The 14423-nt window shown below is 44.4% G+C and carries 14 protein-coding genes and 1 tRNA gene; 6 read left to right on the top strand and 9 right to left on the bottom strand.

Features of this window, described 5'->3' with window-relative positions; all coding sequences use genetic code 11:
* Positions 1–72: 72 nt before the first annotated feature.
* Positions 73–516, top strand: a complete 444-nt coding sequence (locus tag Q0J48_RS04265) for a PaaI family thioesterase (RefSeq protein WP_296241974.1) — start codon at positions 73–75, stop codon at positions 514–516.
* 25 nt (positions 517–541) lie between these two features.
* On the opposite strand, the gene Q0J48_RS04260 is transcribed toward Q0J48_RS04265, so the two are convergent.
* Positions 542–1048 carry a DUF4352 domain-containing protein gene (locus Q0J48_RS04260; RefSeq protein WP_296241972.1) on the bottom strand — a complete coding sequence of 169 codons (507 nt, stop codon included), beginning with the start codon at positions 1046–1048 and terminating at the stop codon, positions 542–544.
* Between the two features lie 60 nt (positions 1049–1108).
* Positions 1109–2107 carry a protein kinase gene (locus tag Q0J48_RS04255; protein WP_296241970.1) on the bottom strand — a complete coding sequence of 333 codons (999 nt, stop codon included), beginning with the start codon at positions 2105–2107 and terminating at the stop codon, positions 1109–1111.
* 58 nt (positions 2108–2165) lie between these two features.
* Here Q0J48_RS04255 and Q0J48_RS04250 point away from each other — a divergent pair, with 58 nt between their 5' ends.
* Positions 2166–2573: a hypothetical protein gene (locus Q0J48_RS04250; RefSeq protein ID WP_296241968.1), complete on the top strand. Its 408-nt coding sequence runs from the start codon at positions 2166–2168 to the stop codon at positions 2571–2573.
* 36 nt (positions 2574–2609) lie between these two features.
* Here the strand turns inward: Q0J48_RS04250 and dnaJ are convergent, their stop codons facing one another.
* The 4 genes from dnaJ to hrcA are packed head-to-tail and all read right to left on the bottom strand — an operon-like array spanning position 2610 to position 7171.
* Positions 2610–3725, bottom strand: a complete 1116-nt coding sequence (gene dnaJ / locus Q0J48_RS04245; RefSeq protein WP_296241967.1) for a molecular chaperone DnaJ — start codon at positions 3723–3725, stop codon at positions 2610–2612.
* 54 nt (positions 3726–3779) lie between these two features.
* The gene (gene dnaK, locus Q0J48_RS04240; RefSeq protein WP_296241964.1) at positions 3780–5582 is read right to left on the bottom strand and encodes a molecular chaperone DnaK; all 1803 of its coding nucleotides are present in this window, start codon (positions 5580–5582) and stop codon (positions 3780–3782) included.
* A gap of 13 nt (positions 5583–5595) precedes the next feature.
* A complete protein-coding gene (grpE, locus tag Q0J48_RS04235; RefSeq protein ID WP_296241962.1) occupies positions 5596–6144 on the bottom strand; it encodes a nucleotide exchange factor GrpE in 549 nt (182 codons plus the stop codon).
* Positions 6137–7171, bottom strand: coding sequence for a heat-inducible transcriptional repressor HrcA (gene hrcA / locus Q0J48_RS04230; protein ID WP_296241960.1), 1035 nt, complete (start codon positions 7169–7171; stop codon positions 6137–6139). Before hrcA ends, grpE begins: the two co-directional genes overlap by 8 nt.
* A gap of 138 nt (positions 7172–7309) precedes the next feature.
* Here hrcA and Q0J48_RS04225 point away from each other — a divergent pair, with 138 nt between their 5' ends.
* Both Q0J48_RS04225 and Q0J48_RS04220 read left to right on the top strand, forming a co-directional pair.
* Positions 7310–8107, top strand: coding sequence for a polyphenol oxidase family protein (locus tag Q0J48_RS04225; RefSeq protein ID WP_296241959.1), 798 nt, complete (start codon positions 7310–7312; stop codon positions 8105–8107).
* Between the two features lie 205 nt (positions 8108–8312).
* Positions 8313–9068, top strand: a complete 756-nt coding sequence (locus Q0J48_RS04220; RefSeq protein WP_296241958.1) for a DeoR/GlpR family DNA-binding transcription regulator — start codon at positions 8313–8315, stop codon at positions 9066–9068.
* Here Q0J48_RS04220 and Q0J48_RS04215 read toward each other — a convergent pair.
* On the bottom strand, positions 9065–10228 hold the full coding sequence (locus Q0J48_RS04215; RefSeq protein WP_296241956.1) for a cation diffusion facilitator family transporter: 1164 nt from the start codon (positions 10226–10228) through the stop codon (positions 9065–9067). The two genes, Q0J48_RS04220 and Q0J48_RS04215, sit on opposite strands and share 4 nt — an antisense overlap.
* Positions 10229–10312: 84 nt before the next feature.
* Here Q0J48_RS04215 and Q0J48_RS04210 point away from each other — a divergent pair.
* Together Q0J48_RS04210 and Q0J48_RS04205 are read left to right on the top strand one after the other, a co-directional pair.
* Positions 10313–10401: transfer RNA gene (locus tag Q0J48_RS04210), tRNA-Ser, on the top strand.
* Between the two features lie 67 nt (positions 10402–10468).
* Positions 10469–12967 carry a translation factor GTPase family protein gene (locus Q0J48_RS04205; protein WP_296241955.1) on the top strand — a complete coding sequence of 833 codons (2499 nt, stop codon included), beginning with the start codon at positions 10469–10471 and terminating at the stop codon, positions 12965–12967.
* Here Q0J48_RS04205 and Q0J48_RS04200 read toward each other — a convergent pair.
* Both Q0J48_RS04200 and Q0J48_RS04195 read right to left on the bottom strand, forming a co-directional pair.
* Entirely contained in the window at positions 12957–13565 is a 609-nt protein-coding gene (locus Q0J48_RS04200) for a methyltransferase (protein WP_296241953.1), read from the bottom strand. The genes Q0J48_RS04205 and Q0J48_RS04200 overlap by 11 nt on opposite strands.
* Before the next feature lie 33 nt (positions 13566–13598).
* Positions 13599–14423 (bottom strand): alpha amylase C-terminal domain-containing protein (locus Q0J48_RS04195; RefSeq protein ID WP_296241951.1); only part of this gene is annotated, 825 nt, incomplete at its 5' end.

The raw sequence follows: 14423 nt of genomic DNA, 5'->3' as shown, positions 1-14423 counted from the left end.
CTCCTTACACGCAAAGTATTATAACAGAAGGAAGGAATATGCTACAATGGGGTAGACGAAAGAGGAATGCACATGGAAATCGAAAAGAACAACGAACAACTCATGGAACGCCTCAACAGCTCTTCCATGTTTCTTCAAAGCAATGATATGCGCGTTACCGAAGTTCGACAAGGTTATGCCAAAGTCGAAATGATCATTGACGAACAGATCTTAAATATCCATGGTTTTGTCCACGGCGGGGCCTTATTTTCCCTGGCCGATACCGTAGCTGGAGCTGCCAGTTTTGCGACCGGCCGTGACAGTGTCACCTTGACAGGAACGATCAACTATATCAAACCCGGACGAGGCGGTAAACTGATCGGGATCGCTCAGGAGATCTCGCGCGGCCGAACCACTGGAGTCTATGAGGTCTTCATCTTCAATGATCGCAATACCTTGCTTTCGAGGGCAACCTTTACGATGTTTTTCTTAGATTCCGATCGGATCAAAGCCAAAAAACAACAAGAATCAAAATAAAGAACGAGGCCCCCTCGTTCTATTTTTATGCCCCTAATACAAAAGAGCAGCTCGGTTCCTCGTTAAAGATATTGTCATAATAATTGAGTTTTAACCCGGTATCTCCGGCTGGTTCTTCAAAACACATCCGCCCGGTAATGCTTCCGCCCGGCGTCAATTCTCCCGAATCCAGCTGATTATCTAAATCCACAACGAACGCATTATCGATCTCCTGTCCTTGAGAATTCAACATCTTAAAATTATAGGGATTGTAATCCACTTTATCTTCTGAGCCGTTTTCAATGGACACCGTAACGATCACATATTCCTTCCCCGATTCGGGCGTGTTGTAGCTGAAACCGCTGTTTCTTTCCACCGCAGTCAAAGTATACTTCACTCCCTCGATCTCCGCGGTCTCATTGAGGGCGTATTCACTTTTTTGTTCTTCCTGTTTGACTTCTCCACCTTCTGTGGATGGTTCTTCATCTGACAAGCATGCACTCATCCCCAATAAGCACGTCAATACAAGAAAACCCGACAGTATTTTTTTCATCTTCTGATCCTCCTTCATAAAAACTCTGTTTTCACTTTTGGAGTATACAGAAAATCAAGATCAAAATGGTATGCTCAGAGCATAATCCAAGATCATCAAGATTGTGATCCCGGCAATCAAAAGAGCGAAATAGATACCCAAAAAAGCTAAGATCCGAACGCCTTTTGATGAATAGCGAAGCAATCTTTGACGATTGCAGTAAAGAAGCTCTAACCACCCAAAGACGCTAAAACATCCCACTAAATACAAAAAATCAAAATGAAGCGATGTATTGTGAGACGTATCAATGGAAATGACCATCAAAAGATTCAAAATGTATCCCACCCAGGAAAGCACTTTTCCTTTGGTTGTCGCATTGTTCCAGCCCGGGATCACAAATTGTTTTCCTTGGATGGCCGCTTTGAACTGGCGTGCCGTTTCATATCGATGATGAGGATCCAATTGAATGGCCTTTTCAATGACGGATGCATACTTTCCATTCGCTCTGCCTTCAATTTTTCCCGTCAACAACATCAAAAATAATTTGCCGCATGAATAAATATCACTTTGCGGCCCCGATTGATCAAAGCCGAACTGTTCCGGAGAAGCATACCCCGCACTTCCCAACAAAGTCGTATCCCGATGTTTTTGCGGGTCATACTGTCGGGCAATATCAAAATCAAACAAGATGACTTTTCCGGCGCGATAAAAAATATTTTCCGGTTTGATATCGCGATGAATGATCGGCGGATCCAAATGATGCAGAGCATCCAAAATGTCGCATAACTGACAAAGAATATCCGCCGCCTGCCGTTCCGATACAGGATAGAGAGTATCTAAAGTCGGAGCCTGGATATATTCTTCTAACACGACCAGACGGCCTTCTTGAATCATGACTTGCTCAATTGCAGGGATCCCAGAGATCCGACTCTTTTTCAAACTTTCAAACACGAAAAAATCCCCATGTTCCAATTCTCTTTGGATCCATAGGGTTTGGTCGCGCTTGCGCAAAACTAAAGAAATCTTCTTAGAAGGAGTTTCTTTTAATACTCGTCTCGTTTGAAACAGAGGAGGTGTCATTTTTATCTTGCCTATCTTTCTTAGGTATTTTACCATATTTGAAAAGGAGTTTAATGTTATGGTTCCCACACAGCATCTTTTAGAACTGCTTCAAAACGCCACGCCCCTGCCCGAGATTCTTCAACAGATCCCTGACTTGGATTTCTTGAGTTATCTGCAGGCTTTGATGGAGTCAAAAAAACTGAAGCGAAATGAGATCATTGCCAAAACAAATATCCAAAGAAACTATGCCTACCAGATCTTTGATGGATCTAAACATCCCGGACGCGATAAAGTATTGCAGATTGCGATTGCCATGCAGCTGGATCTGCATCAGACCAACAATCTACTCGCCCTCAGCAACAATGGCTCTTTGTATGCCAAAGTGAAGCAAGATGCCATTTTGATCTATGCCATCCATCATCATTATGATCTAATGAAAACCAATGAATTATTGGATGCTCATGGGCTTGCGGTCTTAGACTGATCCCAAACGAAAAAAAGTGAACCGCGTTCACTTTTTCTATTTAAAGGATCTTTTGAAGCGCTCAAACGGACTTTCTTTTTGTCCGTGACGAAGCTGTTCATAGAGTTCACGTTCTTTTCTTGTCAATTTTCTCGGGATCTCGATTTGTACTTCGACAAATTCATCACCAGTCCCTCGGGAAGTCTTGACTCCTTTTCCTTTTAAACGGAACTTCGTATTGGGCTGTGTTCCTTCCGGGATCTTTAATTCAACATCCCCATAAACGGTCGGAACTTGTACACTTGTTCCAATCGTCGCATCCAAAGCGCTGATTGGAATCTGGATATAAATATCATTGCCTTCCCGTTTGAAAGTAGAATGCGCTTGTACGATGATCTCGATATACAGATCCCCATTCGGTCCGCCATTGGATCCTCGTTCTCCTTTGCCGGCAATGCGGATCTGCTGCCCCGTCGAGATACCGGCCGGGATCTTGATATCTAACTTAACTCGTTTATGCTCATATCCTTTTCCATGACATTGATGACAGGCACGCGATACTTTTTTACCCGTTCCATGACAGTCTGGACAGACAGACTGTTGCTGGATCACGCCAAACATGCTTCTCTGCTGAGTCATGACATACCCTGAGCCATGACATGTCGGACACGTCTGCACATCGCCAGGCGTTTCCGCCCCGCTGCCGTGACAATGCGGACATTGTTCATCCACTTCTAAAGAGATGGTCTCTGTCTTGCCGAAAATGGCATCCATGAAGCTGATGCGCATCTGCATATAACGGTCTTGTCCTTGGCGAGGCTGGTTGGAATTACGGCGCGAAGAACCGCCAAATCCAAAGCCGGATCCGCCAAAAAAGGACCCAAAAATATCATTCAGATCGCCGAAATCCGAGAATCCGCCCTGGAATCCGCCTTGCCCAAAGGATCCGTCGACACCCGCATGGCCAAACTGGTCATAACGAGCTCGTTTTTCCTTGTCGCTTAGGACCTCATATGCTTCGTTGATTTCTTTGAACTTGTCTTCGGCACCCGGATCATGGTTTACATCGGGGTGATATTTCATGGCCAGTTTCCGATAGGCTTTTTTGATTTCATCATCTGTGGCACTTTTACTCACGCCCAAAACGTCATAATAGTCTCTTTTTTCAGCCATGATTGTCCCTCCTATCTCAAACGAAAGTTCTAGCGACTGCTAGAACTTTGAATCTTAGTGTTTTTCAGTGAATTCGCCATCCACGACATCATCGTTGGTGTGCGTGTTTGTATTGGCCTGGTCATTGGCTTGCTGCTGATACATCTGCTGACCTGCCATCTGAGCAGCTTTTTCCAAAGCATCCAATTTATTACGAACATCATCCATGTTGTTTTCGTCCAAGGATTTCTGCAGATCGTCACGCAGTTTCTTTGTTTCTTCTGCTTGTTTTGGATCGATCTTATCCTTGCCGTCCTCTAACATGGCATCGATCTGAGCAATAAAGCCTTCGGCACGGTTTCGTAAATCGATTTCATCTTTACGTTTTTCATCTTCGGCTTTGTGCTCTTCGGCTTCACGAACCATACGATCGATTTCCGCATCACTCAATCCGCTTGAGTTCTGAATCGTGATGGATTGTTCTTTTCCTGTGCCTTTATCTTTGGCGCTGACATGTACGATACCATTGGCATCGATATCGAAAGTCACTTCGATCTGAGGTACCCCACGGCGTGCCGGAGCAATTCCTGTCAGCTGGAAGTTTCCTAATTCTTTATTGTCGGCAGCCATTGGACGTTCCCCTTGTAATACACGGATATCCACAGCCGGCTGATTGTCTGCAGCGGTTGAGAAGATCTGTGATTTACTTGTTGGGATCGTTGTATTACGAGGGATCAATACCGTCATAACACCACCCATGGTTTCAATTCCTAATGACAATGGGGTAACATCCAACAACAGAACATCTTTTACATCGCCTGAAATGACACCGCCCTGGATCGCAGCGCCCATCGCAACAGCTTCATCCGGGTTGACCGAATGATTTGGATCTTTGCCTAATGCCTTGCGTACCGCTTCTTGAACGGCCGGGATACGAGTGGATCCACCGACCAACAGAACTTGATCGATCTCATTTTTGGAAAGTTTGGCATCACGCAATGCGTTTTCGATCGGGATCAAAGTACGATCTACCAGCGATTTGGTCATTTCATCAAATTTCGCACGCGTTAATGTTGCTTCGAAGTGAAGAGGTCCACTGGCTCCTGCCGAGATAAATGGCAAACTGATCTGCGTCTGCATCACACCACTTAAATCTTTTTTCGCTTTTTCAGCAGCTTCTTTTAAACGCTGCAATGCCATCGCATCTTGTTTCAGATCGATTCCGTTTTCTTTACGGAATGTTTCTGCCATCCAGTCAACCAATACGTTATCGAAGTCATCGCCTCCCAGATGGGTATCCCCATTGGTAGAAAGAACTTCAAAAGTACCATCGGCCAGATCCAAGATACTAACATCGAAAGTTCCTCCTCCTAGGTCATAGATCAGAACTTTCTGTTCTTTATCGGTCTTATCGATACCATAAGCCAAGGCAGCGGCCGTTGGTTCGTTGATGATACGTTCTACTTCCAGTCCGGCGATCTTTCCGGCATCTTTCGTTGCCTGACGCTGGGCATCGTTGAAGTAAGCCGGTACGGTGATAACCGCTTTGGTTACCGGTTCTCCTAAATAATCTTCAGCATAAGATTTTAAGTACTGCAGGATCATCGCACTGATTTCCTGCGGTGTGTACTGTTTTCCTTCTGCTTCTACTTTTTCATTGGTACCCATCAAACGTTTGATGGAAGAGACCGTATTTTTATTTGTCACTGCCTGACGTTTCGCAGCATCTCCAATGATACGTTCTCCATTTTTGAATGCGACAACACTTGGTGTTGTACGATTTCCTTCCGGGTTCGGGATTACTTTTGAATCTTTTCCCTCCATGACCGCAACACAACTGTTTGTTGTACCTAAGTCGATTCCAATAATTTTTGCCATAGTCGATTCCTCCTTATTCACTCACTTTTACTAAAGCAGGTCGTAAAATACGATCCTTTAACATATACCCTTTCTGCATCACTTCCAATACGATCCCGGCTTCTACACCTTCCTTGGTTTCCTGCATCAAAGCCTGCATCGTATTATGATCGAAAGGTTTTCCCATCGCTTCAATTTCCTGGATTCCTTCATTGGTCAAAACCTGGACGAGCTGCTGATGGATCATCTCAAACCCTTTGACATAATTCATCACTTCTTCATTTTCACTTTGTACGCACAAAGCACGTTCCATTCCGTCCAAGATAGGAAGGATCTCCAGTCCCGCCTGCTGGAAACGATATTTCTTTGTCATATCCGCTTCATTCTGCAGACGTTTTTTCATGTTTTCTGTATCGGCATAAGCTCTGGCAACATCATTCTTTGCCTTTGCCAGCTCTTCTTTGAGCTGCTCAATTTCTTTTTCTAAAGAATTTTCTTCCTGGGGTTCTTGTTCTTTCACTTCTTCCGATTCTTTTTCTACGGTTTCTACCGTTTCTTCCTGTTTTTGTTTCTTTTTACTCATTCTTCTTTCCGCCTCCTTTATTCGTGAAGACATCCTCGATCACGCTGGACATATAATCCATTAACGCAATGACCTTGGAATACTGCATACGATTCGGCCCTACGACCATCAACTGGCCTTCCTCATCATTGGTATAGTGGAATTTTGTGGTCAAGACCGAGCAATCTCCGATTTGGATCAGTTCATTTCGGTTATCGATCTGGATGGCCACATTGTCTTCCTGATCTGTCCACTGATGAAACAGGCTTGAGCTTTCCAACACTTTCATCAGTTCCTTTAATTTGTTTAAGTCGCTGAATTCTGGCTGATAAAGCATATTGCTGCGGCCGGAGACTTTGACCTTTTCGGTCGCAAATCGCATAAAGGCTGTGACAAAGGCTTCAAAAAGAACTTCGTGACGGACCACTTTGGCAGCCATCAGAGGTTCGATCTCTTTCATCTTTTCAACCACTTCACTGATGGGGGTGCCAACGAGCTGATCATTCATCAGTTCCATACACGTTTTGATATCTTGGGCGGAAACTTCCGTTCCAAAATCAAAGACCTTGTTTTCGGTATGTCCCTGATCGGTTACGATGATACCGACCGCGCTTCGTTCACTGATGGGAATCAATTGCACATGCGCCAAGTTCTGAGATCGGCTGTCCGGGCCTAAAACGATGCTGGTCAAATTGGTCATATGACTTAAGATCTCACAGCTTTTATCCACGACTTCATCTAAGGAATAATGTCGCTGGGCAAATACTTCCTGCAAGGCATCTTTGACCTGAACATCCAAATTGGTCTCCATCAAATGCTCGACATAATACCGATAGCCTTTTTGACTCGGAACACGACCGCTGGAAGTATGCGTCTTTTCCAGAAGTCCTGCTTTTTCAAGCGTAACCATTTCATTACGAATCGTTGCGGATGAAACAGGAAAATCCAAAAGCTGCATCAATGTCTTGGATCCAACCGGCTCAGCACAGCGAGTGAATTCATCCACGATCGTTTTAAAGATGATCTTCTGTCGTTGTGTTAATTCCATAGCCAAGACTCCTTTCTAGCACTCTTGTTCTTTGTCTGCTAACAGTATAGCACATTCTTTAGCAAACGCAAGTAAATAGTGCTAAAAACTCAGAAAACTTATTCTTGCCTCTTTGGCCTGGTCTGATATGATGAAACTATGAAAAAAATCACTTTTTGCCAAGGAACGATCTGCGGCGGCGTTACCATGAAAGACCGCACAAAACCGGACCAAAACAATATGGCTCTGCACGTAAGCAACGACCCGCAGGGCGTGTTAGAAAATCGCCGTCAGTTGGAAAAAGAAACCCTTCCGCTGGATCGTTGGGCCTTGGCATGGCAAAAGCACACGGATCAGTTTTATCATGTAACCCATAAAGATATAGGAAAAGGAGCCTTCGATAAACATACGAGCATTCTGAATGTGGATGCCCTTTATACGACCGAACCAGAGATCCTGATTGGTGTCTTTACGGCCGATTGTCTGGGAATCCTGGTTTATGATCCTACGACTCCTTGCGTATGCACGATTCATTCAGGATGGAAAGGGACCGTTCAAAAAATCACGGATAAAACTGTTTCTCATTTGATTCAAAAACAACTGCTCCACCCTCAGACCACACAGGTCTATTTTGGCCCTTCTTTACAGTTTGATTCCTTGGAGATCGGGCAGGATGTCATCGAGCAGATCCAAACTATAGATATGGATACAGCACCTTTTTTAAAACAAATTTCTGACGACAAAGCTTTATTTGATAATCAAGGTCTCAATATTCAAATGTTGAAAGATCTAAAGATCCCCCTGGAGAATATCCATCCGAGTTCGTATGACACCTTAAAAGATACGCAGGACACTTTTAGTTATCGCATGAACAATCGTCTCAAAGAATTTCCAAAATGTGGAGAACATTTCATTTACGGCTATATACAAAAAAATGCCTCAGCGAAAACATCGTGAGGCTGTTTAAAGGATCTTTGTATCCCTTGTCTAAGGAAGGATACAGATATGATTAGTTTTGTCTTTTCAGACACAGTTATTGTATCGAAATCATCAAAAAGCACAATTTATTTTCGTTCTTTTTTGTAATCAAAAGAATATTTTCTTCATTCAAAAGTTTTTATATTATAATTATTTATGATTTAAAAATATCCAGGAGGTGCCTATGTCCAAGAAAAAAGATCTTCGTCAATCCCGGATCCGTCAGATCCTGTTGGAAGAAAGCCGCATTCGCATCACCGACCTGGCCAAACGCCTGGAGGTCACCCCAGAAACATTGCGGAGCGATCTCAACGAGATGGAAGCTCATTCGCTGCTGATCCGTGAACATGGGTATGCCCGGATCCATAATCCCATGCAGGAAACTCCTCTGTTTTTTCGAAACCAGGAAAACGCCGAAGCCAAAAAGCGGGTCGCTATTCAAGCTTTTAATGAAATCAGAGATGGTCAAGTCGTCTTTTTAGATTCTGGAAGCACCGTGCTTTTAGGACTCCCTGCATTGCAGATGAAAAAAAGTTTGACGATTGTGACCAACTCCTTGCCCTTAGCACAACAATGCGCCGCTTATCATTTTGATATCATCTTTGCGGGCGGCATGATCTATAATGCCGGTTTGCGGGCATATGGTCATTTTGCGATCGAGATCGTTGACCATGTGCATATCGACACTGCTATCATGGGAACCGACGGTTTTAAAAACTGCGACGGCTTCACCTCCACCAACATCAATGAATTAGGCTTTAAACGGCACGTCATGAATCAATCCTCGAAAATGATCATGGTCACGGATTCCAGCAAGTTTGAAGACTCTGCCCCTTTTTCCTTTTGTAAATTCCGAGAATTCGATGTATTAGTCACCAACCCTGTTTCCAAAGAGAAATTAGAGCCTCTCCGAGACATAAAAAAGATCATCCAGGTCTAAGCCATTGGATGATCGATCGTAATCACTAAATATACAGGTTTGTCCGATTCTATTCGTTCGCTGAGCATCGAATGGATCTGCTCTTCCGTATAAGGATCCGAAAAAGGGACCACAAGATCAAAGACCAGATTCACATGCGTGGGGCCCGCAACGATTCGAAAATCATGAAAACTCCATTTCACCTTTAAGGACTGGATCGCTTGTGCGACCAGTCTTTTATAATGTTCTGTTTCCGGATCATTGACCCGCACCGGATCCATATGCAGCACCAGCTCGATTCCCATCTCTTTTTTGATTCGGCGTTCGATATTATCGATTTGATCATGGACCAAAAAGATATCATGGGAAGAGTCCACCTCGACATGGGCGCTGGCAAACAAACGATTCGGCCCATAGTTATGGATCATCAGATCATGCACCCCTAAGACCTCCGAATTCTCCATGATCTGTTTCGAGATCTTATTGACAATCCCTGGATCGGGGGCTTCTCCCAACAAAGAATTGATGACTTCTTTGATCAGCTTATACGCATTGAACAAAATGATTACCGAAACGATGATCCCCATAAAACCATCTAAATTGAAGCCAATCACCGGAGAGAGAATCGTTGACAACAGCACAGCGCCCGTCCCCATGACATCGCTGATCGAATCCAGGGCCGTTGCTTCTAAAAGACTGGAATCATAAACTTTGGCCAATTTCTTATTATAAAAATACATCCAAAATTTAACGAGGATCGAGATCCCCAAGATCACCAAAGTGACATAACGAAAGTCCAGGGTCGCCGGATGCAAGATCTTGTCTAAACTTTCGCGAGCCATTTCAATCCCGATATAGCCTACGATCAATCCCACAAACATCGAAGCGATCGTTTCCGTGCGCTCATGTCCAAAAGGATGATGTTCATCGGCCGGTTTATTGGATACGTGAAAGGATACGATAGAGATGATATTGCTGCAGGCATCGGATAAATTGTTGATCGCATCGGCGCGAATCGATATACTGTTCACTACAACCCCGATCGCATACTTGATGACAAACAAAAAAATATTCGCAAAGATCCCAATGATTCCACACAATCGTCCTACGGCACTGCGCACAGCGGAGTCCTTGGTATTTTCATAGTTTGGGATCAATCGACGTACTAAATAATCAACCATACCGCGAGTATATCAAATCAAAATCTTTGATTCAATGAAATTTAGTTACTATCCGCTTACTTTTATGATACAATACTTGAGCACGGAGACGTATCGAAGTGGTCATAACGAGCTCGACTCGAAATCGAGTTGCCTTCACGGGCACGTGGGTTCGAATCCCACCGTCTCCGCCATTTGTCCAAAACGCCATTTTAGGCGTTTTTTTGTTTGTTCTTTCAGAAGCATGATAAAATAGGAACCATGAAACATATCACTGTAGGCATCCTTGCTCATGTCGATGCCGGAAAAACCACCACGATTGAAAGCATGCTTGTCAATGCAGGTCTGTTAAAAAAGGCCGGACGCGTTGACCACCAGGATGCTTTTTTAGATTACGACAGCCAGGAACGTGATCGGGGAATTACGATCTATGCCAAAGAGGCTTCCTTTTCCTACAAAGATGCCCAGATCTTTTTGATCGATACCCCCGGACATATCGATTTCTCCAGCGAAATGGAACGCTCCTTAGGAATCTTGGATCTGGCCATCTTGATCATCAACGGTCAAGACGGCGTGCAATCTCACGCCGAGACCATTTGGAAATGTTTGGAATCGTATCACATCCCTGTGATTGTATTTGTCAATAAAATGGATATTTCGTATCGTTCGCCAAAAGAGCTGCTCCAAGATCTGGAAACCCGATGTTCGCCCCATATGACAGTCCCTGGTGCCCAAGATTTTGAAGAACAAGTCTCTTTATGTGATGATGCTTTGTTAGATGTTTATATGGAAAATGGTTCATTACCCCAGGATTTGATCCAAGAAGCCTTTTTACGGCGGAAATTCTTTCCTGTTTTGTTCGGATCGGCCTTAAAAAATAACGGTGTACAGGAGTTGATGGATCAAATGATCCGGCTTTTCGATGACCCCGTTTATCCGGCTGAATTTGGAGCCCGCGTCTATAAGATCACCAAGGATGAACAAGGCAATCGCTTGACCCATATCAAGATCACCGGCGGTTCCTTAAAGCCGAAACAAAAGCTATCAGAAACCGAAAAAGTCGATCAGATCCGGCTATATAACGGTCCTTCTTATCAGCTTCTTTCCCAGGCAGAGGCAGGAATGGTCGTGACCCTAAAAGGAATCCAGCAATTAGAGATCGGGCAAGGATTGGGGGTTGAAAAAGACTCTCCTGTTCCTATGCTCAATGCCTATCTGAATTATCGCCTGCTGCTGCCGCAAGGCGTCGATCCCTTAGAGATGAAAGGCGTTCTTGACCAGCTGGCCCAGGAAGATCCTTCGCTGCAGATCGAGCTCAACGAACATACGCACCAGATCTCCTTGCGCCTGATGGGAGATATCCAGATGGAAGTTCTTCAAAAGCGCATCGAGACCCTTTCCGGCATCAAGGTCGGATTCGGCTTGGATCGCGTCTTATATAAAGAAACCATCAAAGCCCCCGTGATCGGCATGGGTCACTTTGAACCTTTGCGTCACTATGCCGAGGTTCATCTTCGGCTTGAACCTTTGTCCCGGGGAAAAGGTTTGCAGTTTGAAGCCAATCTGTCCAGCGATGAATTAGCTTTGAACTGGCAAAGGCTGATCTTGACGCATTTGAAAGAAAAAGTGCATCGCGGCGTATTGACCGGCTCTCCCATCACAGATATGAAAATCACTCTGATCGCCGGAAAGAGTCATCTCAAACATACCGAAGGCGGCGACTTCCGCCAAGCGACCTATCGGGCTGTCCGTCAAGGATTAAAGATGGCTGAATCGATCCTGCTGGAGCCATATTATCGCTTTACGCTACAAGTGCCTTCTTCCCGCTTAAGTAAAGCTTTGTTTGATCTGGAATCCAAACAAGCCGAAGTCAAGATCGAAGATCTGGGAAACGAGACCATGGAGATCACCGGAAAAGGGCCCGTCCGCACATTGATGAATTATCAAAATGAAGTCATGGCCTATACCAAAGGATTGGGGCGTTACAGTTGTGCTTTAGATGGTTATTATCCTTGTGCCGACCAGGAAAAAATTGTAGAAGAGATCGGTTACGACAGCGAATCCGATCTTAGAAATCCTACCGGATCAATTTTTTGTATGCATGGTTCGGGAACCTATATTCCTTATGATGAAGTTGCCGAATATATGCACATCCAGCCCAAAACGCAAAATAACCATGCTTATCAAAGAGTCCGGCACACGGTCAATGAAGAAGAACTGAAAAGCGTCTTCAATACGTTGGGCGGTAAAAACAAACGCGAAGAAAAAAAGCCGAAAAAGATCCATCGAAAGATCGATCTAGACAAACAAAAAGTGCATTCGGAGCCCATCAAAGAAGAATGCCTGATCATTGACGGCTATAACATGATTTTCAGCTGGAATTCACTGCGTTCTTTTGACCATTCAAAAATCGACTTGGCACGCGATGCCTTGATCGATCAAATCTCCAATTACCAGGGCTATCGTCAGATCAAAGTTCTTCTGGTCTTTGACGGCTGGCGCTTGCCTCATAATATCGGATCCTCTTTTCGCCAAGGCGGACTGGACGTGGTGTATACAAGAACCGGACAAAGCGCCGATCAGTATATTGAACGAAAAGTTCACGAGCTCAAAGGAAAATACCGAATCACGGTGGCAACCGGCGACGGTCTGATCCAAAATGCCATTTTGGCCAACGGGGCCAAACGAATGTCGAATGCTGAACTGGAATCACAAGTTTTATCTGTCAATAAAAAAGCACTGAATCATCTTAAGCCCTAGATGACCCGGTGCTTTTCTTTTGTGCCACAAAGACCCAGAAACCCTTATCGCGTTTGACCTTCCGTACTAGACATCCCAAATCTTCCAAATATTGGATCGCACTTTGCGCACCATGTTGTTTGCGCATCACGATCCACAAATGTCCTTCTTGGCTCAAATGCTCGATTGCCTCTTGAAACAATCGATAGATGACTTTCTTCCCGGCGCGGATCGGCGGATTGAATACGATACAAGCATATTCTCCTTCCTGTATCCCGTCCTGACAGCGAAGATCAGCCTGGAGGCCATAGCGTTTCAAATTTTCTTTCGCCAGATCGACCGCTCTTTGATTGACATCGATCATCGTCAGTCGAGTGTCCCATTGATCTTTTAAAACGACCCCTACCGGACCCAGCCCGCAGCCCAGATCCAGGACGGAAACAGGATCTTTTTCTTCTTCTAACACCGTCTCCAACAACACTCTTGTCCCGATATCTAAACGATCCTTACTAAAAACCCCGGCATCGGTTTTCAGCCTGTATTCTTTTTGCCGGATCACAAAGCGCAGTTCATGAAGATCGTGCTTTAAAGCAGCATCATTTTCAAAATAGTGACTCATAGCTCCCATTATAAGGTACAAAAAAAGAGGAAATCAATCCTCTTTTTCAACTTCATATACCGCTGCCCCTAGAGCCGGTACATTGATTTCGATCATATACGGCTGATTGTGGCGAGAGATCCGAATCGAATGACAAGTCTGCGGCGTTTCATTTTCCCAGCTGCCATGGAATCGTTTCCATTGGGTATTGATGATCTCTTTATAAACGCCCTTATCCGGCACTCCAAATTGCTGGTGGTCATAGCCGTTGGTCGAGAAGTTCAAGACGATCACATAGTCTTTCTTCTGCCCGCGGCGAATATAGGAGAATAAGTTTTGCGACTGATTGTCCGCATCGATCCACTGGAAGCTTGTCCAATCGTAATCTTTGTTCCAGAAGGCGTCGTTTTCGGCATACAATTTCCCTAATTCTTCAAAGAAGCGTTCAAACGAATCGTGCATCGGGTATTCGCGCAAGAACCAGTCACAGCTCTTCTGTTCATCCCATTCACGAAGCTGTCCGATATCATTTCCCATAAAATTAAGTTTTTTGCCCGGATGCGTGAACATATAGACATAGAGTGCCCGTGCCTGGGCAAATTTATCATCATAGCTTCCCCACATCTTATCTACGATCGTAGCTTTGCCATGAACGACTTCATCATGGCTGAACGGTAAAATAAAGCGTTCCGAATAGAAATACGCCATGGAGAATGTCAGATCATAATGATGCCATTGGCGATAGATTGGATCTTTCTTCAAATACGATAAGGTATCATTCATCCAACCCATGTCCCATTTATAATCAAATCCCAGTCCGCCATCGAAAGTGGATTTTGTGACATTCGGGAAATCCGTTGAATCTTCGGCAATCAACAT

Source organism: uncultured Faecalicoccus sp. (genome assembly GCF_944325745.1).
Classification (GTDB): domain Bacteria; phylum Bacillota_I; class Bacilli_A; order Erysipelotrichales; family Erysipelotrichaceae; genus Faecalicoccus.
The sequence above is the reverse complement of the archived record's forward strand: the minus strand, read 5'-3'. Positions and strand labels throughout refer to the sequence as shown.